19 protein-coding genes are annotated in these 23866 nt (G+C 52.6%); 4 read left to right on the forward strand and 15 right to left on the reverse strand.

Annotation, left to right across the window (positions count from 1 at the left end):
* Window positions 1–92: 92 nt before the first annotated feature.
* The 12 genes from kdsB to QMZ30_RS18645 all read right to left on the reverse strand — a co-directional run bounded on the left by kdsB (window position 93) and on the right by QMZ30_RS18645 (window position 13411).
* Window positions 93–842, reverse strand: a complete 750-nt coding sequence (kdsB, locus tag QMZ30_RS18590; RefSeq protein WP_283228532.1) for a 3-deoxy-manno-octulosonate cytidylyltransferase — start codon at window positions 840–842, stop codon at window positions 93–95.
* Window positions 839–1021, reverse strand: a complete 183-nt coding sequence (locus QMZ30_RS18595; protein WP_039332435.1) for a Trm112 family protein — start codon at window positions 1019–1021, stop codon at window positions 839–841. Before QMZ30_RS18595 ends, kdsB begins: the two co-directional genes overlap by 4 nt.
* A 92-nt stretch (window positions 1022–1113) precedes the next feature.
* Window positions 1114–2331 carry a winged helix-turn-helix domain-containing protein gene (locus QMZ30_RS18600; protein ID WP_283228533.1) on the reverse strand — a complete coding sequence of 406 codons (1218 nt, stop codon included), beginning with the start codon at window positions 2329–2331 and terminating at the stop codon, window positions 1114–1116.
* A 19-nt stretch (window positions 2332–2350) separates the two neighbouring features.
* Window positions 2351–3355, reverse strand: a complete 1005-nt coding sequence (lpxK, locus tag QMZ30_RS18605) for a tetraacyldisaccharide 4'-kinase (protein ID WP_283228534.1) — start codon at window positions 3353–3355, stop codon at window positions 2351–2353.
* Window positions 3352–5100 carry a lipid A ABC transporter ATP-binding protein/permease MsbA gene (gene msbA / locus QMZ30_RS18610; protein ID WP_283228535.1) on the reverse strand — a complete coding sequence of 583 codons (1749 nt, stop codon included), beginning with the start codon at window positions 5098–5100 and terminating at the stop codon, window positions 3352–3354. Before msbA ends, lpxK begins: the two co-directional genes overlap by 4 nt.
* Window positions 5101–5134: 34 nt before the next feature.
* Window positions 5135–7393: a DNA internalization-related competence protein ComEC/Rec2 gene (locus tag QMZ30_RS18615; RefSeq protein ID WP_283228536.1), complete on the reverse strand. Its 2259-nt coding sequence runs from the start codon at window positions 7391–7393 to the stop codon at window positions 5135–5137.
* A gap of 204 nt (window positions 7394–7597) precedes the next feature.
* On the reverse strand, window positions 7598–7882 hold the full coding sequence (gene ihfB / locus QMZ30_RS18620; protein WP_039332425.1) for an integration host factor subunit beta: 285 nt from the start codon (window positions 7880–7882) through the stop codon (window positions 7598–7600).
* Window positions 7883–7968: 86 nt separating this feature from the next.
* Window positions 7969–9642, reverse strand: coding sequence for a 30S ribosomal protein S1 (gene rpsA, locus QMZ30_RS18625; RefSeq protein ID WP_039332423.1), 1674 nt, complete (start codon window positions 9640–9642; stop codon window positions 7969–7971).
* Between the two features lie 122 nt (window positions 9643–9764).
* Complete coding sequence (cmk, locus tag QMZ30_RS18630) at window positions 9765–10445, reverse strand: (d)CMP kinase (protein ID WP_039332421.1); 681 nt, start codon at window positions 10443–10445, stop codon at window positions 9765–9767.
* A gap of 197 nt (window positions 10446–10642) precedes the next feature.
* Window positions 10643–11929 (reverse strand): 3-phosphoshikimate 1-carboxyvinyltransferase, encoded by a 1287-nt coding sequence (gene aroA / locus QMZ30_RS18635; RefSeq protein ID WP_283228537.1) that lies wholly within the window; start codon window positions 11927–11929, stop codon window positions 10643–10645.
* An 81-nt stretch (window positions 11930–12010) separates the two neighbouring features.
* A complete protein-coding gene (serC, locus tag QMZ30_RS18640) occupies window positions 12011–13096 on the reverse strand; it encodes a 3-phosphoserine/phosphohydroxythreonine transaminase (RefSeq protein WP_039332415.1) in 1086 nt (361 codons plus the stop codon).
* A 51-nt stretch (window positions 13097–13147) separates the two neighbouring features.
* On the reverse strand, window positions 13148–13411 hold the full coding sequence (locus tag QMZ30_RS18645; RefSeq protein ID WP_283228538.1) for a hypothetical protein: 264 nt from the start codon (window positions 13409–13411) through the stop codon (window positions 13148–13150).
* On the opposite strand from QMZ30_RS18645, the gene ycaO reads away from it, so the two are divergent.
* The 4 genes from ycaO to pflA all read left to right on the forward strand — a co-directional run bounded on the left by ycaO (window position 13410) and on the right by pflA (window position 19621).
* Window positions 13410–15173, forward strand: a complete 1764-nt coding sequence (gene ycaO, locus QMZ30_RS18650; protein ID WP_283228540.1) for a 30S ribosomal protein S12 methylthiotransferase accessory factor YcaO — start codon at window positions 13410–13412, stop codon at window positions 15171–15173. The genes QMZ30_RS18645 and ycaO overlap by 2 nt on opposite strands.
* A gap of 335 nt (window positions 15174–15508) precedes the next feature.
* Window positions 15509–16369 (forward strand): formate transporter FocA, encoded by an 861-nt coding sequence (gene focA / locus QMZ30_RS18655; RefSeq protein WP_039332409.1) that lies wholly within the window; start codon window positions 15509–15511, stop codon window positions 16367–16369.
* A gap of 68 nt (window positions 16370–16437) precedes the next feature.
* Window positions 16438–18720 (forward strand): formate C-acetyltransferase, encoded by a 2283-nt coding sequence (gene pflB / locus QMZ30_RS18660; RefSeq protein WP_283228541.1) that lies wholly within the window; start codon window positions 16438–16440, stop codon window positions 18718–18720.
* 160 nt (window positions 18721–18880) lie between these two features.
* The gene (gene pflA / locus QMZ30_RS18665; protein ID WP_058969299.1) at window positions 18881–19621 is read left to right on the forward strand and encodes a pyruvate formate lyase 1-activating protein; all 741 of its coding nucleotides are present in this window, start codon (window positions 18881–18883) and stop codon (window positions 19619–19621) included.
* 39 nt (window positions 19622–19660) lie between these two features.
* Here the strand turns inward: pflA and QMZ30_RS18670 are convergent, their stop codons facing one another.
* The 3 genes from QMZ30_RS18670 to QMZ30_RS18680 form a co-directional block, all read right to left on the reverse strand.
* Window positions 19661–20812, reverse strand: a complete 1152-nt coding sequence (locus QMZ30_RS18670; RefSeq protein ID WP_058969399.1) for an MFS transporter — start codon at window positions 20810–20812, stop codon at window positions 19661–19663.
* 311 nt (window positions 20813–21123) lie between these two features.
* On the reverse strand, window positions 21124–22416 hold the full coding sequence (gene serS / locus QMZ30_RS18675; RefSeq protein WP_039332403.1) for a serine--tRNA ligase: 1293 nt from the start codon (window positions 22414–22416) through the stop codon (window positions 21124–21126).
* Between the two features lie 96 nt (window positions 22417–22512).
* Window positions 22513–23859 (reverse strand): replication-associated recombination protein A, encoded by a 1347-nt coding sequence (locus tag QMZ30_RS18680; RefSeq protein ID WP_283228542.1) that lies wholly within the window; start codon window positions 23857–23859, stop codon window positions 22513–22515.
* Window positions 23860–23866 lie beyond the last annotated feature (7 nt).

A 23866-nucleotide genomic window follows, 5' to 3' on the forward strand; every position in this document is an offset into this window, starting at 1 on the left:
AAATGAATTAACTATCCTGGAGGCCATGGTGGCGTAATACTTAGCGCCAGATCAAACTTTGTGGCCAGCACGCGTGGCTGGCCGATCGGAGATTAACCTTGCATGGCCGCACGTACGCGCGCCAGGTCTTCCGGAGTATCCACGCCAACGCTTGGCACGGTTTGCGCCACCGCAACATGAATCTTCTCGCCGTACCACAATACGCGCAGCTGCTCGAGCAACTCAATGTGCTCCAGCGGACACGGCTCCCAGGCGATATAGCGACGGACAAATCCGGCACGATAGGCATAGATCCCGATGTGTCGTAGTAATGTGTCACCAATTTGCTCACGCGATTTCGCGTAACGCTCACGATCCCAGGGAATGGTGGCGCGTGAAAAATAGAGCGCGTAGCCTTTGGCATCCATCACCACTTTAACGGCATTGGGATTGAATGCTTCCTCAGCATCGGTGATCGGCACCGCCAGAGTCGCCATCCCTGCATCGGCTTGTGCCAGATTATTCGCGACCTGGCGGACGATTTCAGCCGGGATCATCGGCTCATCACCCTGCACGTTGACGATGATGGTGTCATCGGCAAACTGGTATTTTTCGATCACTTCTGCCAGACGTTCGGTGCCAGATTGGTGATCGGCGCGCGTCATACAGACTTCACCACCCGCTGCTGTCACTGCTGCAGCCACTTCTGGGTGGTCAGTGGCGACAATCACCCGATCCGCTCCCGATTCGCGCGCTCGCTCCATCACATGCACCACCATCGGTTTGCCGTGAATATCCACCAGCGGTTTGCCTGGCAGGCGCGTTGATGCATAACGCGCAGGGATGATCGCGACGAAACTCATGGATGGATCTCTTCAACTGACAGGGTACGAGCTTCCACTTCCAGCAGCACGGGAATACCGTCACGCACCGGGAAGGCCAGTCCGTCAGGTTTGCAGATCAGCTCCTGCTGCTCTTTGTTGAAATACAGTTTTCCGTTACAAACCGGACAAGCAACAATCTCAAGTAAACGGTGATCCATCATTTTCTCCTTTAGCACCGATTCGTCAGGCACTAAGCATACCATAGCGCACCCGGCCACAGTGCGCTGGGCGCGGCAATATTCGTGTGTTGTCAGCGGTTGATATCCCACTGATGGGACCAGGCAGCCAGCAACGCGGGCGGCGCATTTTCCAGTATCACCTGGCTCGCACCCTGCCATTGTGCAAAACGATTAATCGCTTTTTGCACATCCTCAAGAAACGCGTTGCTCACCCGCGTGCCGGGTTCGAGCCAGAAGGCACGAATCACCAGTTGCTGGGACTGGCGCTCCATTTTGGCATCAATACGCGCTTTTAAAGCGCCACGATGCAAGACTGGCAAAACAAAATAGCCATACTTGCGCTTCTCGGCCGGGGTGTAGCACTCGATGCGATAATCGAAATTAAACAGTTCCAGTGCACGGCGTCGGTCCCACACCACGGGATCAAAGGGAGAGAGCAGCGCAGTGTGCGTGGCTGTCGGCATTTTTTCCAACAGCGGCAACAGACCTTTGTGCAACCACATTTCACCCAGTTGCTCCACTTCGACACGCACAATGTCACCCCGTGCCTCTGCCTTTTCCAGCCAGGTTTTGATGGGGGCGCGTTTCAGCCGGTAATAGTCCGCCAGCCAGTTCGCGCGGAAAATACCCAGGCTGCGTGAGCTATGATTCAACATCGCCAGCACCGCTTCAGCTTCGCTAAGCGCATGTTGTGCATCATTCCATTCTGGCATCACGCGGCTGCGCAGATCGTAAACACGTTGGAAGTTGCGCCGCTCCACCACCATCAATTCACCGGCACTGAAGAGATTCTCCAGATGACGCTTGTGGGGCTTCCATGCCCACCAGCCGGGTTTCGTCTGCTTATCGTTGGCGAAATCCGCGGCGCGAACCGGGCCGTTTTCACTGATATGAGCCAGTAAGTCGGTAATCTCCTGCTGATGCGCTTCCACCCACTGCTCACTGTATTTCCAGCCAAGCCGTTGTGGCTCCAGCATACGATGGCGCAGCAGCGGGTAATCCTCAAATGGGATAAAACAGGCTTCGTGTGCCCAGTACTCAAACAGTTCCCCGCCAGCTAACGTCTCTTCCAGCCAGTTTGTTGGGTAAGCGCCAAGACGGCTAAATAACACCAGATAAGGGCTACGCGCCACCACGTTGATGGTGTCAATTTGCAGCAAAGACATTTGGCGCACGCTGGCGTGAATATCCGCAAAACGCGCGCGGCGGCCCAGCGGACGTAACAGTCCCTGGGCAGCCAGATGAAGATGACGAGCGGTTTGCAGCGAGAGGGAATTAACGGTAGTCATACTCGGTTCCCTGTGACGGTTATACGCGCGAGCGGGTTTCGCGCACAGTAGTGCAGAGTTGTGTTAAATCATCGAGTAGCGCATCAAGTGTTGCGCCCGACAGATGCGCATCAACCGGCAGATACCACCAATGCTTTTGAGCAAAGCCACGGCACTTCACGGCATCTTTTTCCGTCATCAGCAAACATTGCCCGGCCTGCGTTAAGCGGGCCAGTTCATCTTCGCTGTATGCATGATGGTCAGCAAAAGCGACCTCAGCAACCGGACTGACGCCCTGCTGTTTCAGGGTATTAAAGAAGCGAGGGGGATGCCCGATACCGGCCATCGCCACGATCGCCGGTAACTCATCCAGACTAGCAGTGTCACCAGTGAGCAGATTCACCGCTAAACCCGGCTGCAGCGTCATTGAGATTTCTCCCGCTTGCGCCTCACCGCCATTGACGATAACCGCATTCACATCCTGCAGGCGTGAAGCACGTTCACGCATGGGACCCGCAGGTAACCACCAGCCATTACCAAAACGTCGTGCACCATCCACAACCACAATTTCACGATCGCGCTGCAAGGCGTAATGCTGCAGCCCATCGTCAGTAATAATCACATCCAGTGTGTGATCGGCCAGCAGCGCTTCCACAGCCAGACGGCGTTCAGGGGCAACCGCCACTGGCGCCTTTGTACGCTGCGCAATCAGCACCGGCTCATCACCCGCTAATGCTGTAGGGGTATCCGCCGTGACCCGCAGTGGGTAACGATCTGCTTTCCCACCGTAACCGCGCGACACAACACCCGCACGCAGACCACGCTGCTGCAGCGCCTGTACCAACCAGATCACCACGGGTGTTTTGCCATTGCCGCCAGCCGTGAGGTTGCCGACTACAATCACCGGGCAAGGCGCACGCCAGCTTTTACGCCAGCCGCGCTGATAGCTAAGGCGAATCAGTACACTGATGGCCCCATACAGCAAGCTGAGTGGCCACAACAGTAGCCACAACGGCGAGCGCCCGCTCCAGATGCGTTCAATCATTGGCCAAACTGCAGTTTGTGAAGTTGCGCATAAGCACCCTTCTCAGCCAGCAAGACTTCATGGGTACCACGTTCAACAATCCGACCATCTTCCACCACCACAATTTCGTCGGCCTTTTCGATGGTCGACAAGCGGTGGGCAATCACCAGCGAAGTGCGGTTTTTCTGTAGTTCATCCAGCGCGGCCTGTATGGCGCGCTCAGATTCGGTATCCAGCGCGGAGGTGGCTTCGTCGAGAATCAGAATCGGGCAATCACGCAGCAAGGCGCGCGCGATGGCGATACGCTGACGCTGGCCGCCAGACAGCAGCACCCCGTTCTCACCAATGACGGTATCGAGGCCGTTATCCATTTTCTTGATGAAGTCCATGGCATGCGCCATGGTTGCCGCCTGCTCGATCTGCTCACGCGTGTATTCACCGTTGCGCGCATAGGCAATGTTGTTGGCAATGGTGTCGTTGAACAAGTGGACATTCTGGGAAACCAGCGCCACCTGATTACGCAGCGAACGCAGCGTATACTCACGCAGATCGTGACCATCCAGCAGAATTTCACCTGAATCGATGTCGTAAAAACGCGTCAGCAGGCTAGCCATGGTCGATTTGCCCGAACCCGAACGACCCACCAGCGCCACCGTTTTACCTTCTGGCAGCGACAGATTGATATCACGCAGTGCAGGCACTTCACGGCCTGGGTAGGTGAAGGTGACATTACGGAATTCAACATCACCTTTGGCACGGCCAATTTCACGCTTGCCGTTATCAATTTCCTGCTCGCTATCCAGAATCGAGAACAGCGTCTGGCAAGCCGCCATACCACGCTGGAACTGGGCATTAACGTTGGTGAGTGATTTCAATGGACGCATCAGCGCAATCATTGATGAGAACACCACGGTAATGGTACCCGCAGTCAGGGTTTCCATCACGCTTGGGAAGCTGGCGGCATACAGCACAAATGCCAAGGCCAGAGAAGCAATCAGCTGAATCACCGGATCGGAGATGGAAGAAGCCGATACCAGCTTCATACCCTGCTGACGCATTTTATTGCTGACCTGCGAGAAGCGCTCTGCCTCGACATCCTGACCACCAAAGATCAGTACTTCTTTATGCCCTTTCAGCATCTGTTCAGCGCTGGTGGTAACCTGGCCCATGGTGTTCTGCATATTCTTACTGATGTTGCGGAAGCGTTTGGACACGGTGCGAATGGCAAAGGAGACAATCGGTGCCAACACAATCAGGATCAATGACAGCTGCCAGCTGTAATAGAACATCATGATAAACAGGCCAATGATCGAGGCCCCTTCGCGTACCACCGTCACCAAAGCACTGGAAGAAGATGACGCAACCTGTTCCGAATCATAGGTAATGCGCGATAACAGCGTACCGGTGGATTGCTGGTCAAAGAATGCCACGGGCATGCCCATCATGTGACCAAACAAACGACGGCGCATGTTCATCACCACGTTGCCGGATACCCAGGAAATACAATAGCTGGAGATATAACTGGTGACGCCACGGACCAGCATCAGACCAATCACCGCAAGCGGCATCCACAGCATCACGGACTTATCGGCTTTCCCGAAGCCATCATCCAGTAAAGGTTTCAACAGCGACAACATTAAGGTATCGCCAGCCGCATTGAGAATCAGCGCCACCGCAGACACGAACAGTCCAGCTTTGTGCGGTGCAATCATCGGCCAGAGTCGGCGGAATGTCTGCCACGTTGAGAGATCTTTGTCTTGATGCATTATTTATTCACGCTGTTTGAAATAGCCGCTCATTCTACCTGGATTCACGTTTGACGCCAAACCACTGATGATACCAGCGGGGCATTATTTGCTCTCTTAACCCCTTAATCTGCCAGTCTCCTTGCCGAATACCGATGTGGATCTGTCCCGATTGCGCGGTGTCATGCCAGATGTAGCCCTGTTCGCGATAGCGAGAGACCACAGATTGTGCCGGCATGCGCCACGCGTTATAGCGAGCGACAGAGGCGATTGCCGCTTTTCCTGCAACACTACGTAACAGTAATGGTCCAGAAGAAGTCCGGCTGCCGTGATGAGGAACCTGTATCAAGGTGCTGGCCAGCCGTTCTTTCTCCAGTGCCACTAATTTTTTTTCTGCTTCCAGCTCAATATCCCCCGTGAGCAGCAGGCTGACTTTCCCGTCATCAACCCGCACCACACAGGAATCATTATTTTGCCCCTGCGTATTACCTGCCGGAGGCCAGAGTGCGGTGAAGGTCAGTTTCCCCCACAGCCACTGTTCCCCGCGCTGACAAGGCAAATGCCCCACTTCAGGCAACGCACTACGGATAACAAGGTCTGGATTGGCGTCTTGCAATGAGGGCAAACCGCCTCGATGGTCCAGGTGTTTATGGCTAATGATCACCGCTTTTAACTTGCGCCCCTGATAGTGTAGCCAGGGCAGAATCACCCGGGCGCCAGCATCATCTTGTTGCCAGCGTGGTCCCGCGTCATACATCACAACGTCTTTGCCCTGGGTGATGGCGATGGCGAGGCCATGTCCGACATCTATCATGTCCACCTGCCAGTCATCTTGCTCCGTCTGGCTGCGCCAAATGACGATAGCTAACGCCAAACCACAGCATGGCGTCAGCGCACGATACAGTAAGCCGCTGCGCCACAATATCAACCCTACCCACAGCACCGCGACGGCGGGTATGGCTTCATTCAGCGGCCACCATCCTGCCGGGAGTAGTGCCAATCCTTTCATCACCAGACTGACAGACCCGTCGGCCAGCCACCATAAAACGGCAGAAACAGGCGGCACCGGTAGCATCAGCGCCAGTAAAATCAATGGCACGGTAATTAATGACACCACGGGCACAGCAATAAGGTTGGCGACCAAAGCACTGAGGCTGATGCCCTGAAACAGATAGATTTGCAGCGGTGCCATTAAGATCATCATGCCCAGTTGCAAGTGCAACAGGCGCAGCGGCAACCATCGCCAGCCTTTGCTGAATCTCGCAGGTAGCGGATACCACTGAAACCAGGCTATCAACATCGCCACAGCGAGTGAAGAGAGCCAGAAACTCTCTGACAAGATGGTGAGTGGATCCAGCCAGAGCAGGCTGCCGATGCACAGCGTCCACACCTGCCAGCCACTGAGTTGCCAGCCTGCTAGCCGAATCAGTATCCAGATCGTCAAGGCTACCATCGCGCGCTGCGCAGGCGCGTGACTGCCGGAGATCCAGCAGTAAACAGCCGCCGTCATCAGGCTGCCCACCAGGGGCAATACATATCCAATAAGTCGAGCAGGAAGGAAAAATTGCAGTGCCCGAGCGATTGCCCAGCCCACGCTGGCGGCTAGTGCGATATGCATCCCCGATATTGCCATCAGATGTGCGGTTCCCGTTTCCCGCAATAACTGACGTTGTGCAGGCGTCATATTATCGCGATCGCCAAAGGCTAACGCTTGTAAGATCGCCGGTTGCTGCAGCGTTTCTATTCTCGGTAAGTGATAGTTGACCAACTGTGCTCGCCAACTGCAGTTCAGTGATTGCGCCTGCTGTTCGATAATGCGCCCCTGCAGTGGCGTATGATTGGCGAGTGCAAAGCGTTGGGCATCAAACCCGCCTTCATTTAATCGACCATGTACCGCACGCAGACGCAGTTTCATTTGCCAGCGTTGGCCGACACAAAATGGTGATGTGTTGGATGCAGTACTGAGGGTGACAAACAGCGGGGGAAACTGATATTTCTCGCCAACGCGGATAATCTGCGCACTGAGTTGCTGTTTTGTTTCACGCACTTCCATAATACGCAGCGTCACTTCGACGGGAGTTGCCGTCAAATCCTCTATCGAATTGATGATCTGCCGGGCTTCCCACAGCGCCCATGACAATAGCAGTAAGCCCATTCCTGTTACACGCAGCGCAGGTGGCGGCATCAATCCAGCAACGACGCCTGCCGCAGCCAGGGCGGCGATCGCTGCGCTTGTCGGAATTTGCGGCAAAAAAACCAACGCTAAGGTGGCCAGAATCATGGCCCGGGCCAGCAGTATCCCTGTCATCCGCATGCACTATCTCCCTTAAAGAGCGAGAAGTTTGCGCGCGTCTGGCGTGGATAGCCTGCTGTTTGTTTACCGTTTGCGGGAAGGGTTCAACGGAATCGATAGGGTTTGCAGCAGGCCAACTGGATGTTGGAATCAAGTGCACAGTGTTCGGCTATAGGCAAAAAAAAACGACACCCTGAGGTGTCGTTTTTGTCGTTCGGTCACAGCTTAGCCGTAAATGTTTGCACGGTCACGCAATTCTTTGCCCGGCTTGAAGTGGGGAACGTATTTACCTTCCAGATCCACTTTGTCACCCGTTTTCGGGTTACGACCAGTGCGCGGTGCGCGGTAGTGCAAAGAAAAGCTGCCGAATCCCCGGATTTCAATGCGCTCGCCCTGTGCCAACGTTGTGGCCATGTGCTCGAGCATCTCTTTGACTGCATCCTCAACGACTTTCGCCGGAATATGAGAGTGCTGGCCAGCAAGTCTTTCAATCAGTTCTGACTTGGTCATGTAACCTCCGGTTAATCCTTAATGGGAAAGGTATGACAGCTTTTACCGAAACCGGACGATTTACATCGTCCGGTGCCTCGGGTCGATTACTCGCCTTTAGCCGCTTTGAACGCTTCAGCCATAGCGCTAGAGAAGTTGCTTTCTTCCTGTTTGGTGTTAACAGTGTTGATTGCTTCTTTCTCATCAGCCTGGTCTTTAGCACGAACAGACAGGCTTACAACGCGGTTCTTACGGTCAACGCCGGTGAATTTAGCTTCAACGTCGTCACCAACACTCAGAACCAGAGTTGCGTCTTCGATACGGTCCAGTGAAGCTTCTGAAGCGCGCAGGTAACCTTCAACGCCATCAGCCAATTCTACTGTAGCACCTTTAGCGTCTACTGCAGTCACTTTACCGTTAACGATAGCGCCTTTCTTGTTCAGGGTGATGTAGTTGTTGAATGGATCTTCAGCCAACTGCTTCACGCCCAGAGAGATGCGCTCGCGCTCTGCATCAACCTGCAGTACAACAGCAGCGATTTCGTCGCCTTTTTTGTACTCACGAACGGCTTCTTCGCCAGTCGCGTTCCAGGAGATGTCTGACAGGTGAACCAGACCGTCGATGCCACCGTCCAGGCCGATGAAGATACCGAAGTCAGTGATTGACTTGATTTTACCTTCAACGCGATCGCCTTTGTTGTGGGTCTCAGCGAACTGCTGCCATGGGTTGTTTTTGCACTGCTTCAGACCCAAGGAGATACGACGACGTTCTTCGTCGATGTCCAGAACCATAACTTCAACAACATCGCCCACGTTAACAACTTTAGATGGGTGAATGTTCTTGTTGGTCCAGTCCATTTCAGAAACGTGTACCAGACCTTCAACACCTTCTTCGATTTCTACGAAGCAGCCGTAATCAGTCAGGTTGGTTACACGACCGGTCAGGCGGGTGCCTTCTGGGTAACGCTTAGCGATAGCAACCCATGGATCTTCGCCCAGCTGTTTCAGGCCCAGAGATACACGAGTACGCTCGCGGTCGAACTTCAGCACTTTAACAGTGATTTCGTCGCCCACGTTGACGATTTCGCTCGGATGCTTAACGCGTTTCCAAGCCATATCGGTGATGTGCAGCAGGCCGTCAACGCCACCCAGATCCACGAATGCGCCGTAGTCAGTGAGGTTCTTAACGATACCTTTAACTTCCATGCCTTCCTGCAGGTTTTCCAGCAGCTGATCGCGTTCAGCGCTGTTTTCAGATTCGATAACTGCGCGGCGAGAAACAACCACGTTGTTACGTTTCTGATCAAGCTTGATTACTTTGAATTCAAGCTCTTTGCCTTCCAGGTGCAGAGTATCGCGAACCGGACGAACGTCAACCAGTGAACCTGGCAGGAACGCACGAATACCGTTCAGCTCAACTGTGAAGCCACCTTTAACTTTGCCGTTGATAACACCGGTAACAGTTTCAGCTTCTTCGTAAGCTTTTTCCAGCGTGATCCAAGCTTCGTGACGTTTAGCTTTCTCACGGGACAGCAGGGTTTCACCGAAGCCGTCTTCTACTGCGTCCAGCGCAACGTCAACTTCGTCGCCTACCTGGATTTCCAGTTCGCCGGCTGCGTTCTTGAACTGCTCTGCAGGGATTGCAGATTCAGATTTCAGACCCGCATCAACCAGGACTACGTCTTTGTCGATAGAGACAACAACGCCACGAACGATGGAACCCGGACGGGTTTCGATTTCTTTCAGTGATTCTTCAAATAGTTGAGCAAAAGATTCAGTCATATTGATAATCTTAGGATTCTTCAATTTAACGTCCACCTGACGTCATTGTCGGATGGGGTTGTTTCACATGCCCAGCACCGGGTCCTTGGTACAGGGTTACAGCAATTCGGTTGCCTTAACGATTACATGCCCAGCTTACTGCGGGCATAATCAAGTGCCTTTTCAATCACTTGCTCAATGGACATACTGGTTGAATCCAGCACCAGAGCATCAGCGGCAGGCACTAAAGGTGCGATAGCGCGATTACGATCGCGGTCGTCGCGTTCCTTTATCTCGGATAAAAGGCGATCAAAGTTAACATTAAAGCCCTTCTCCTGCAACTGTAGCATACGACGATGCGCACGCTCTTCCGAACTGGCATCCAGGAAGATTTTTACCGGTGCATCGGGGAAAACCACGGTGCCCATATCTCGACCATCCGCAATCAGGCCTGGTTCTTCACGGAATGCACGCTGGCGACGTAACAGTGCTTCACGCACACGTGGGAAAGCCGCCACGCGTGAAGCCGTGTTGCTGACTTCTTGCGTGCGAATTTCACCCGTCACGTCTTCACCTTCAAGAATGACCTGCATTTCACCTTCCACAGAAAGGAAACGCACATCAAGGTGAGCCGCCATCGGAACTAACGCTTCTTCTGATTCAATATCTACCTGATGGTGAAGTGCAGCCAAAGCCAATACGCGATAAATGGCACCAGAATCCAGCAAGTGCCACTGCAATGACTCCGCCATCGCTTTACACAAAGTCCCTTTACCTGCGCCACTTGGCCCATCAATGGTAATGATCGGGGCGATTGCCGTCATTGTTCTCTCCTGTTGCTGCGTGCTTATTATCAGCCTTCTTGGCTGTCTGGATTGCGCGGCATTATACGCTGCCCGCGTCAGGTTAGTACCCTTTCACGAACACAGCGCTAGAATTTTAGTCAGATTCGGAAGAATTTCCGCTCATCAAGACCAGAAGAGAGCGAAGAAACCCGGCACAAGCGTACCGGGTAGGAAGATTATGAGGCGCGGCTGATTTTCGCTAACTGCTGGAAGTAGTCCGGGAAGGTTTTCGCCGTGCAACCAGGATCAAGGATGGTGACTGGCGTGTCGGACAGCGCAACCAGCGCAAAGCACATGGCCATACGGTGATCGTTGTAGGTACCAATATCCGCATGTTGCAACTGTGCAGGAGGCGTGACACGGATGAAATCGTGGCCCTCTTCCACTTCAGCACCGACTTTGCGCAGTTCTGTCGCCATCGCGGCCAGACGATCGGTTTCTTTAACGCGCCAGTTATAGATGTTGCGCATTAAGGTTGTGCCTTCGGCAAACAACGCCGTGGTGGCAATGGTCATCGCCGCATCAGGAATATGGTTCATGTCCATATCGATGGCGGTCAGCGTGCCACGCGTACAGGCAATGTAATCATCACCCCACTCGATCACCGCACCCATTTTTTCCAGCACATCGGCAAAACGAATATCGCCTTGCACGCTATTGCGGCCGATACCCGTTACACGCACGGTTCCGCCTTTAATTGCTGCAGCAGCAAGGAAGTAAGAAGCCGAAGACGCATCACCTTCCACCAGATAATCACCCGGTGACTGATACTGTTGCTGGCCCTTAACCACAAAGCGTTGATAATTTTGGTTATCAACGTCCACACCAAAGCAACGCATCAGGTGCAGAGTGATATCGATATACGGCTTGGAAACCAAATCACCTTTGATGGTGATAACAGTATCTTTCTCAGCCAAAGGCGCGGTCATCAGCAAGGCGGTCAGGAACTGGCTGGAAACACTGCCATCCACGCTGACTTCACCACCCACGAAGCCGCCGTTCAGGCGTAACGGGGGATAATCCGTCTGCTCCAGATAATCAATGTTTGCGCCGCCCTGACGCAACGCATCAACCAGATGACCAATTGGGCGCTCTTTCATGCGCGGCTCACCAGTCAGTACGATCGACTGTTGGCCTAAGCACAGTGCCGCAGCCAGCGGACGCATTGCCGTACCCGCATTCCCCAGGAATAGCTCCAGTGGCTGGTCAGCGTGCAGTGGCCCTGCATTACCCACCACTTCACACACGGTGCGATCGGCAGAGAGCGTATAACTGACGCCCAGCGCTTTGAGCGCATTCAGCATGTGTTTGACGTCATCGCTATCCAGCAAGTTCGTCAGGCGAGTTGTGCCGTTTGCCAGCGCAGCCAACAGCAATGCGCGGTTAGAGACGCTTTTTGAACCCGGTAAGTTTACCGTGCCGTCAACGCGGGCAATCGGTTGTAGAGTCAGGGAGTCCTGCATGTGAAACCAAATCTCCAGAAAAGACGAGACCCCGTCCAATCACGGGGCCAGTTGCCAGCCAGGCTGGCATAAAGTAAGTAATTAACCGTGGCGACGTTCGAAGTCGATCATGAACTCAGTCAGGGCTTTAACCCCTTCCAGCGGCATCGCATTGTAGATCGATGCACGCATGCCGCCAACCACACGGTGGCCCTTCAAGGCATGCAAACCTGCCTGCAGTGACTCCTCGAGGAACACTTTGTCCAGAGCGGCGTCGGCCAACTGGAATGGCACGTTCATGCGTGAACGGTTACCGGAAGCAACATCGTTACGATAGAAGCTGCTGCTGTCGATCACGCCATAGAGAAGGTCAGCTTTCGCCTGATTAACCTTATCCATTTCAGCCACACCGCCCTTCTCTTTCAGCCATTTAAAGACCAAACCAGAAAGATACCAGGCGAAGGTTGGCGGGGTGTTAAACATGGATTCGTTTTCTGCCAGCACCTTGTAATCAAGAATAGAAGGCACATAACGTTGCGCTTTGCCCAGCAGGTCTTCACGCACCACCACCAGCGTTAAGCCTGCCGGTCCGATATTTTTCTGCGCGCCCGCGTAGATCACACCATAACGGCTGACATCAATAGGACGAGACATGATGGTTGAAGAGAGGTCGGCAACAACAACTTTGTCACCAAAATCTGGTTCTTCATCGATAGCAATACCGTCGATGGTTTCATTCGGGCAGAAATGCACATAAGCAGCGTCATCGTTCAACTGCCATTCACGCATCGGTAACAAAGCACGTTTACCTTCCAACGTGGTTTTGACATCAATGGTGTTTGGGGAACAATATTTTTCCGCTTCTTTGATGGCGCTGTGAGCCCAGTAGCCGCCATCAATGTAGTCGGCGGTTTTGGCTTCACCCAGCAAGTTGCCTGGGATAGCCGCGAACTGTGCACGCGCGCCACCATGACAGAACAAAACTTTGTAGTTGGATGGGATCTTCAGCAGATCGCGAAAATCCTGTTCTGCTGCTTCAGCAACCGCAATGAACTCTTTACTACGGTGACTGATCTCCATCACCGAGGTGCCTAATCCGTGCCAGTTTGTCAGTTCTTGTTCTGCACGACGGAGCACTTCTACCGGCAGCATCGCTGGGCCGGAGCTAAAATTATAAACCTGCGTCATTTCCCCTCACCACTGTCATATCGAACGGTTATGAATACCGTATCGGTTTTATCATTGCCTCCGAATGGCTGCAATCATTAATCCGGCGGAGATCACATTTCCAGAGCAGGCATAGCCGCAGCTTATGTCATAAATGCAATCAGCCACGGAATTTTGTGAGGTGGTTTCATGAAGTAAAATCAGAATGCAGCCAGGTGAATAAAAAGCCGCAACAATACCGCGATAAATTTGGAACACTGAATAGCGAAGCAAGCGCAAAACCCGTATCATTGCGCGCTTTACGCCCACCCCATCGACTTGAGAGAGCGCCAACATGACGCAAACGTTTATTCCAGGAAAAGACGCCGCACTGGAAGACTCCATTGCCCGCTTCCAGCAGAAGCTGCAAGATTTAGGCTTCAATATTGAAGAAGCCTCCTGGCTTAACCCGGTTCCACATGTTTGGTCTGTGCACATCCGCGATCGTGACTGCCCACTGTGCTTTACCAACGGTAAAGGTGCCAGTAAGAAAGCCGCGCTGGCATCTGCGTTAGGCGAATACTTTGAGCGTCTCTCAACCAACTATTTCTTCGCTGACTTCTGGCTGGGTGAATCCATCGCGAAAGGTGAATTTGTTCACTATCCCAACGAGAAGTGGTTCCCACTGACTGAAGATGACAGCCTCCCGGCTGGTATTCTGGATGCGCGCCTGCAGAAATTTTACGATCCAGAAGATAGCCTGAGCGCCTCAGACCTGATTGATTTGCAGTCGGGCAATGCTGACCGCGGTATCTGCGGCCTGCCGTTTACCCGTCAGTCCGATCAGCAAACGGTCTACATTCCGATGAACATCATCGGTAACCTGTATGTTTCTAACGGTATGTCCGCCGGCAACACCGCCAATGAAGCGCGTGTACAGGGACTTTCTGAAGTCTTTGAGCGCCATATTAAAAATCGTATTATCGCCGAGTCCATCAGCCTGCCAGAAATCCCGGCTGAAGTGATGCAGCGCTATCCCGGTGTGATTGAGGCGATTGACCGTCTGGAAGCAGAAGGCTTCCCTATCTTCTCTTACGATGCTTCCCTTGGTGGGAAATACCCGGTCATCTGCGTGGTACTGTTCAACCCGGCAAACGGCACGTGCTTCGCTTCCTTCGGTGCACACCCTGACTTTGGCGTGGCGCTGGAGCGTACCGTCACCGAACTGCTTCAGGGCCGTGGCCTGAAAGATCTGGATGTGTTCACCCCGCCGACCTTTGATGACGAAGAAGTGGCTGAACATGCTAACCTCGAAACACACTTCATCGATTCCAGCGGCCTGATCTCCTGGGATATGTTCAAAGACGATGCAGATTATCCGTTTGTTGACTGGAGCTTCTCTGGCAGCACGCACGAAGAGTTCGACACCTTGATGGCGATCTTCCGTGCTGAAGATCAAGAAGTTTATATTGCTGACTACGAGCATCTGGGTGTTTACGCTTGCCGCATTATCGTGCCAGGCATGTCCGATATCTATCCGGCAGAAGATCTGCTGTTGGCCAATAACAGCATGGGCGCGCCACTGCGTGAAACCTTGTTGGCGCTACCAGCCAGCGAATGGGAACCTGAAGCCTATCTGAACCTCATTGAGCAACTCGACGAAGAAGGCCATGACGACTTCACACGTGTACGTGAACTGCTGGGTCTGGCATCGGGCAAAGATAACGGCTGGTACACCCTGCGTATCGGTGAATTGAAAGCGATGCTGGCGCTGGCAGGTGGCGATTTAGATCAGGCACTGATCTGGACTGAATGGACCATGGAGTTTAACCAGTCGATCTTCAGTGAAGAGCGCGCCAACTACTACCGCTGCCTGCAGACGCTGTTACTGCTGGCGATGGAAGAAGAGCGTGATCCAGTGCAGTATCATCGTGCATTCGTGCGTATGTATGGACAAGCAGCAGTTGATGCCGCATCCGCTGCTATCAGTGGTGAAGCGCCATTCTATGGTCTGCAAGCGGTCGATCTCGACCTCAAAGCCTTCCCTGCTCACCAGGCTCTGTTAGCGGCTTACGAAAAATTGCAGGCAGCCAAGCGCCAATACTGGTCACAAAAATAACGCCAGTTTTGCAGTGAAGTAATAATTGGCACTGAATCATTTCAGTGCCTTTTTTATGACTAAAATACAGCTGTCACACTTAACGTTTATATTTAACAATCGGTCTTCAATCGCTGAACTTAATTAACTGTTTACTCGCTGCCAGACTACGGAATTAAAATATTGTTGTATATTTTAAAAAATATTTATTTCATTAAAATCATATAATTAAATACAAAAACTATCGTTAATCGCCTCGCTTATCCCCGCTGCCCCTGGCATTTATGATCCACATCAATTCCTGACCTATACTCCTTTGTTAGTATCATTACAGACAAATTTTGGAGAGCGTTAGTGTGAAAGCTGACAACCCTTTTAATGCATTACTACCGGCGGCAATGGCTAAAGTTGCAGAAGATGCCGGTGTTTATAAAGCCACTAAACACCCTTTAACCACCTTCTTCCTTGCCATCACCGCTGGCGTATTTATCTCTATCGCTTTCGTCTTCTATATCACTGCCACAACTGGCAGTGGCGCGATGCCTTACGGCATAGCCAAGCTGATTGGCGGCATCTGCTTCTCACTCGGCTTAATGTTAGTGGTGGTATGTGGTGCTGACCTCTTTACCTCCACCGTACTGATTGTGGTGGCGAAAGCCAGTGGGCGCATCACCTGGCTGCAACTCGGTCGCCACTGGCTGAATGTTTATATCGGTAACCTGTTTGGTGCCCTGTTCTTCGTGGCATTGATTTGGTTAGCGGGTGAACACATGGTCGCAAATGGTGCATGGGGCCTAAACGTGCTTCAGACCGCAGACCACAAAATGCATCACACCTTTATTGAGGCCGTAAGCCTGGGCACGCTCGCTAACTTGATGGTTTGCCTTGCAGTGTGGATGAGTTATTCCGGCCGCAGTTTGTTCGACAAAATGTTCGCGATGATCTTGCCCGTCGGCATGTTTGTTGCCAGCGGCTTCGAGCACAGCATCGCCAACATGTTCCTGATTCCCATGGCCATTGTTATTCGTGATTTCGCCAGTCCTGAATTCTGGCAGATGGCCGGTTCCAGCGCCGCACAGTTCCCGTCTCTCAGCGTTGGTGACTTTATAGTTAACAACCTGATTCCAGTAACCATCGGCAACATCATTGGTGGCGGATTGTTAGTCGGTTTGACCTATTGGGTTATCTATCTGCGCGGCGATGAGCCCGTGCATTAATGAATTGATACGGGCGTGCGGAAGCGCACGCCATACGTCAGAGTCTCCCTAAATAAGGCAGGTATATCATGTCCGAACTTAATGAAAAAATGGCGTCAGCCTGGGAAGGATTTAGCGCCGGCGAATGGCAGAACAGCGTCAACGTCCGTGACTTCATCCAGAAAAACTACACCCCGTATGAAGGTGACGAATCTTTCCTGGCGGGCGCAACACCGGCCACCACAAAACTGTGGGACAGCGTGCTGGAAGGCATCAAAATTGAGAACCGTACCCACGCTCCGGTCGATTTTGATACAGACTTGGCTTCAACCATCACCTCTCACGACGCAGGCTACATCAATAAATCTCTGGAGACCATCGTTGGTCTGCAGACTGAAGCCCCTCTGAAACGTGCCATCATCCCATTCGGCGGCATCAAAATGGTCGAGGGTTCTTGCAAAGTCTACGGACGTGAACTCGATCCTGCGCTGAAAAAAGTCTTCACCGATTATCGTAAAACCCATAACCAGGGTGTGTTCGATGTTTACACCCCAGATATCCTGCGCTGCCGTAAATCCGGTGTGTTGACCGGTCTGCCAGATGCTTATGGTCGTGGTCGTATTATTGGTGACTACCGTCGCGTGGCGCTGTACGGCATCGACTATCTGATGAAAGATAAAGTGGCACAATTCAATTCACTGCAAAGTGATATGGAGAACGGTGTCGATCTGGAAGCCACCATTCGCTTGCGTGAAGAGATCTCTGAACAACACCGAGCATTAGGCCAAATCAAAGAGATGGCCGCTAAGTATGGTTGTGATATCTCTCTGCCAGCCGTGACCGCGCAAGAAGCTGTACAGTGGACCTACTTCGGTTACCTTGCCGCTGTGAAATCTCAAAACGGCGCAGCCATGTCATTTGGCCGCGTATCCACCTTCCTTGATGTTTATATCGACCGTGACATCAAAGCCGGTAAATTGAGTGAAGAAGGCGCGCAGGAGCTGATTGACCACCTGGTGATGAAACTGCGTATGGTGCGTTTCCTGCGTACACCAGAGTACGATGAACTGTTCTCTGGTGACCCTATCTGGGCAACCGAATCCCTTGCAGGTATGGGCGTTGATGGCCGTACTTTGGTCACCAAAAGCACCTTCCGCTTCCTGAATACGCTGTACACCATGGGCCCATCGCCTGAGCCTAACATGACCATTTTGTGGTCGGAAAAATTGCCCGTTAACTTCAAAAAATACGCGGCCAAAGTCTCTATCGACACATCCTCATTGCAGTACGAGAATGATGACCTGATGCGTCCTGACTTTGATAACGATGACTATGCCATCGCCTGCTGTGTCAGCCCGATGATTGTCGGCAAACAAATGCAGTTCTTTGGTGCCCGCGCCAACCTGGCAAAAACATTGCTGTATGCAATCAACGGTGGTGTGGACGAAAAACTGAAAATGCAGGTGGGTCCAAAAGAAGCGCCGATCACTGACGAAATCCTGGATTTCGATACCGTTATGGCGCGTCTGGATCACTTCATGGATTGGCTGGCGAAACAGTACGTCACCTCGCTGAACATCATCCACTACATGCACGATAAGTACAGTTATGAAGCCTCACTGATGGCGCTGCATGACCGTGACGTTTATCGCACCATGGCCTGTGGTATCGCCGGCCTGTCAGTAGCTGCCGACTCCCTGTCAGCCATCAAATATGCGAAAGTGAAAACCGTGCGTGATGCCGATGGCCTGGCCGTGGATTTCGAAATCGAAGGCGAATACCCGCAGTTCGGTAACAACGATTCACGTGTTGATGACATGGCCTGTGACCTGGTTGAACGTTTCATGAAAAAAATTCAGAAACTGCAAACCTACCGTAATGCGGTACCTACTCAGTCAGTGCTGACCATTACCTCAAACGTGGTTTATGGTAAGAAAACCGGTAATACCCCAGATGGTCGTCGTGCCGGTGCGCCATTTGGACCGGGTGCTAACCCAATGCACGGTCGCGATCAGAAAGGTGCCGTTGCTTCACTGACCTCGGTTGCCAAACTGCCGTTTGCGTACGCTAAAGATGGTATCTCTTATACCTTCTCCATTGTGCCAAACGCGTTGGGTAAAGATGATAACGTGCGTAAAACCAACCTCGCGGGTCTGATGGACGGTTACTTCCATCACGAAGCAAACATTGAGGGCGGTCAGCACCTTAACGTCAACGTCATGAACCGTGAAATGCTGCTGGATGCGATGGTACACCCTGAGAAATATCCTCAGCTTACCATTCGTGTTTCCGGTTACGCTGTGCGCTTTAACTCGCTGACGAAAGAGCAGCAGCAAGACGTTATTACCCGTACCTTCACGCAGTCTCTGTAATTCTTCCAGAGATGTAAAAGGCTCCTGCGGGAGCCTTTTCTCCACAAGTCTGTTTTGCCAGTTTGCTGGTGATGGCAACCTGGCAAAATCGACTTTAATCCCAGAGCACAACACAGATTGTGCCGCCTGATGTTGAGGCTAAACCGGAGAACTCATCGCAATGTCCACCATTGGTCGTATCCACTCATTTGAATCTTGCGGCACCGTTGACGGTCCCGGCATCCGTTTTATCACTTTTTTCCAGGGCTGCCTGATGCGCTGCCTCTATTGCCATAACCGCGATACGTGGGACACACACGGCGGCAAAGAGGTCACCGTTGAAGACCTGATGAAAGATGTCTTGTCGTATCGCCACTTTATGAATGCCTCTGGCGGTGGTGTTACCGCGTCAGGCGGAGAAGCGATTCTGCAAGCCGAGTTTGTGCGTGACTGGTTCCGCGCCTGCAAAGCACAAGGGATTCATACCTGTCTCGACACCAACGGTTTTGTCCGTCGCTACGATCCGGTGATTGATGAGTTGCTGGATGCCACCGATCTGGTGATGCTCGACCTGAAGCAAATCAATGACGATGTTCACCAGATTTTGGTCGGGGTGTCCAATCACCGCACGCTGGACTTCGCCCGCTATCTGCAAAAGAAAGGTAAACGCACCTGGATTAGATTTGTCGTGGTGCCTGGCTATTCCGATGATGACGACTCAGTTCATCGCTTAGGTGAGTTCACCAAAGATATGGACAACATCGAGAAGATTGAGTTGTTGCCCTACCACGAATTAGGCAAACACAAATGGATAGCGATGGGGGAAGAGTACAAGCTTGATGGCGTGAAGCCACCGAGTAAAGAGACCATGGAACGGGTCAAAAATATTCTCACCAGCTATGGTCACGAGGTGATGTACTAAATGGCATAAGGGGAGCAATCGCTCCCCTTATTTTTGCCGTTAAGCATGCGCCACTGGGGTGGCATGCTGATCGGCCTTGCGTAGCAGCATCACCAAATACACCAGTGCCACCACCGCAATCATCACAAACAGCAGGCGATCGGAGTAGTTCTGCATCAGCATCGACGTCATGCCAGGCCCAACTAAACTGCCAACGGTATAGCTAAACAGCAGAGCCTGATTCATCGCGACCAGCTCGTGGTGAGCCACGGTCTCGCATGCCCACGACATCGCCACCGGATAGAGGGTAAAACCTGCCAGACCCAACACAAACAGCGCGGGTGCCATGGCGGTATCACCCAGCATGGCAATCGCACCCAGAATGACGACAAACACCTGCACGCGTAAAACCATTAAGCGGCCAAAGCGGTCAGCCAGGCGTCCGACCGGCCACTGCCCTACGATGCCTGCGCTCACCAGTAATGCCATCCAGTATCCGACGGTGGCATCGCTCATTCCTTGATGGGACAAATAGAGTGGCATCAGTCCATACAGCGATCCCAGCACAATGCCTGAAATCACACAGCCGTTAATACCCAGACGAGAGCTGCGACGACGCAACATAGTCCAGATACGGCCGGTCGATGCCTCTTCAGTTGCGGCTCCGGCGTTCACACGCAGGAATACCACTGGCAACACGGCACAAACAATCAGTGCGGTGACCCACGGGATAACGTGCAGTAACTCAGTCGAAACACGGCTAACCAAAAGCTGACCCGCAACCGTGCCCAGGTAGTAAACAATCATATAGGCCGCTAACAATTGGCCGCGATTGCGTACCGTGCCGCTACACAGCAATGCACTCTCCACCACAACCCAGATCAGTGCGCAACCTAAGCCAGCCATGAAACGCAGAGACGTCCAGTTATAGAAACCGTCTAATAGCGCCATGCCCATGGTCGCCAAAGCAAACAGCACGCTCGCCAGATAAAAACAGCGATTAAATCCATAGCGATTAATCAACCAGCCTGCCAGCAAGGTCCCGAGCAGGTTGCCGGTGTAATAGGCTGAGCTGGCCATCCCCACCTGCCAGGTTGGCAGTTGATCATGGGTAAGCCAAAGCGGTACCAGCGTATTAAGCACAGCAATAGACACCGTCATGAGCATTAAGCCGCAGAGCAGCAACACGACGGGGCGCGACCAGGTTGACATAGGGATTAAAACCAAAGAAATGTAGATAATTGCGCGCAGTTTGCCATTCGCTATTTTAAAGTCAACGTGCAAAAAATAGTCGCCGCACAATTTGCTGCTGAACAATTTATTTTTTTTATCTTCAGCAGGTTAGAGGATATATCTCACACGAGAGTACAACAGCTATCTGTATGAATTTATAGATTTTAGTATTTTAAGGTCATCTGCTGACGATAACGTTTATTTCTGATTAATTCTTACTAAAAAATAATCCCTGCGCTGCGGACAATAAAAAACCCGGCATAGCCGGGTTTTTGCTGGGAAAGTACTGATTAACCAATCATTTCCAGACCGCCCATATAAGGACGCAACACTTCTGGTACCTCAATGCGGCCATCAGCTTGCTGGTAGTTTTCCAGTACCGCAACCAAAGTACGGCCTACAGCCAGACCAGAACCATTCAAGGTGTGAACCAGGCGTGGTTTTTTGTCAGCTTTGCTGCGGCAACGCGCTTGCATGCGACGCGCCTGGAAATCCCACATGTTTGAGCAAGAGGAGATTTCACGATAGGTATCTTGTGCTGGCAGCCACACTTCCAGATCGTAGGTTTTGGCCGAGCCGAAGCCCATATCACCGGTGCACAGCAATACTTTACGATATGGCAGATTCAACAACTGCAAGACTTTCTCAGCGTGTCCGACCAGTTCTTCCAGCGCATCCATTGAGGTTTCTGGCGCAACAATATGCACCATCTCTACTTTGTCGAACTGGTGCATACGGATCAGACCACGGGTGTCGCGTCCGTAAGAACCCGCTTCTGAACGGAAGCAAGGTGTATGCGCCGTCAGCTTGATCGGCAGGTCTTCTTCTTCGACGATCTCGTCACGCACCAGATTGGTCAGCGGCACTTCTGCGGTCGGGATCAGCGCATAGTTGCTGCTACCCGCTTCTTCACCCAGTGGCTTAGTGTGAAACAGGTCTTCACCGAACTTCGGCAGCTGACCTGTACCAAACAGAGTTTCACGGTTGACCAGGTAAGGCACGTAGGTCTCAAGATAACCGTGCTGCTCGGTGTGCAGGTCAATCATGAACTGGCTCAGAGCGCGGTGCAGGCGTGCAATCTGGCCCTGCATCACAATAAAGCGAGATCCCGTCAATTTCACTGCGGACGCAAAATCCAGTCCTTTTACTGCTTCACCCAGCTCAACGTGGTCTTTTACCGGGAAATCAAACTGGCGCGGCTGGCCCCAGCGGCTGACTTCCTGATTCTCGCTGTCATCTTTACCCAGCGGCACTTCATCGACCGGCAAGTTAGGCAGAGAGAGCGCAAAATCACGGATTTCGTTCTGCAGCGTGTCCAGTTCCGCTTTGGCCGCATCCAGGCGTTCGCCCAGCGCGTTCACTTCCTGACGCAGTGGCTCGATGTCTTCCCCACGCGCTTTGGCCTGACCGATGGATTTGGATCGGGAGTTACGCTCTGCTTGCAGGTTTTCAGTTTCTACTTGCAGGACTTTACGACGCTCTTCGAGGGAGCGAAGCGTTTCCACATCCAGTTTAAATCCTCGGCGTGCCAGTTTTTCTGCGACTGCGTCTGGCTCATTACGCAGCAGATTGGGATCGAGCATGCTTATCCTGTGTAATTAAGGTTGATTGAACGAATGAAGGGATGCATCCCACTGGAATGCATTGAAATACTTGCTCACCTTACCGTAAGGTCTTTATCAGCGGTAGCGTTTTATCGGGCTATTTTGATCCTGTTCAGCCAGCCAGGCGAGTTTTTCGCCAATTTTCCCTTCAAGCCCCCGATTGGTGGGCTGATAGTAGCGCGTTTGCGCCATTTCAGGCGGGAAAAACACCTCACCGGCGGCGTAGGCATTGGGCTCGTCATGCGCATAGCGGTACTCTTTACCCAACCCCATTTCTTTCATTAATTTGGTCGGGGCATTGCGTAGATGCTCTGGCACATCGTAGTCCGGCGATTCGCGCGCATCACGCATCGCCGCCTTGAAAGCGGTATAAACGGCATTACTTTTCGGTGCACAAGCCAGATAAACTATCGCTTGCGCAATCGCGCGTTCGCCTTCAGCGGGGCCAACGCGGGTAAAGCAATCCCAGGCCGAAATCGCCACCTGCATGCCTCGGGGATCGGCATTACCGACATCCTCTGAAGCGATGGCCAGTAAACGACGCGCCACGTAAAGCGGATCGCCCCCTGCGGTGATAATGCGTGCGTACCAGTAGAGCGCGGCATCCGGCGCCGATCCGCGCACTGATTTATGCAGTGCGGAGATCAGATCGTAAAAGCGGTCACCTTTATTATCAAAACGCGCCGCCCTTTCACCGGAGACTTCATTAAGCAGTTGCGGCGTCAGCTCGCGCAGGCCTTGAGCATTGCTCTCTGCCATATCGGCCATCATTTCCAGCGTATTGAGCGCCCGCCGCGCATCGCCGTTGACCAGTTCGGCAATCATCCGACGCGTGTTATCCGGCAACAGAATATCGCTGCTGCCATAACCACGGTCGCTGTCCTGCATGGCTTGCGTTAATACCCGTTCAATGTCTTCGGTGGTGAGGGATTTCAACAGATAAACACGCGCACGCGATAACAGTGCCGAGTTGAGTTCGAATGAGGGGTTTTCTGTGGTGGCGCCAATGAAGGTGATGGTGCCATCTTCAATATGCGGTAAGAAGGCATCCTGCTGACTTTTATTGAAGCGATGCACCTCGTCGACAAACAAAATGGTGCGACGTCCGAGCTGACGATTCTGACGCGCACGCTCAATTGCCTCTCGGATCTCTTTCACGCCGGACGTCACCGCAGAAATGCGCTCAACGTCCGCTTGACCATAATGCGCGATGATCTCAGCTAGCGTGGTTTTCCCTGTTCCTGGCGGCCCCCAGAGGATCATCGAATGCAGATGCCCGGCTTCAATAGCACGCGGCAGTGGTTTGCCCGGCGCCAGCAGATGCTGTTGCCCGATATACTGCTGCAACGTTGCTGGCCGCATACGCGCGGCCAGGGGTTGAAACTCATTCGAAGAGGCGAAATCCAGGGACAGGTTACTCACGCTGACC

This window comes from Pantoea sp. EA-12, assembly GCF_030053355.1.
GTDB lineage: Bacteria > Pseudomonadota > Gammaproteobacteria > Enterobacterales > Enterobacteriaceae > Pantoea > Pantoea vagans_C.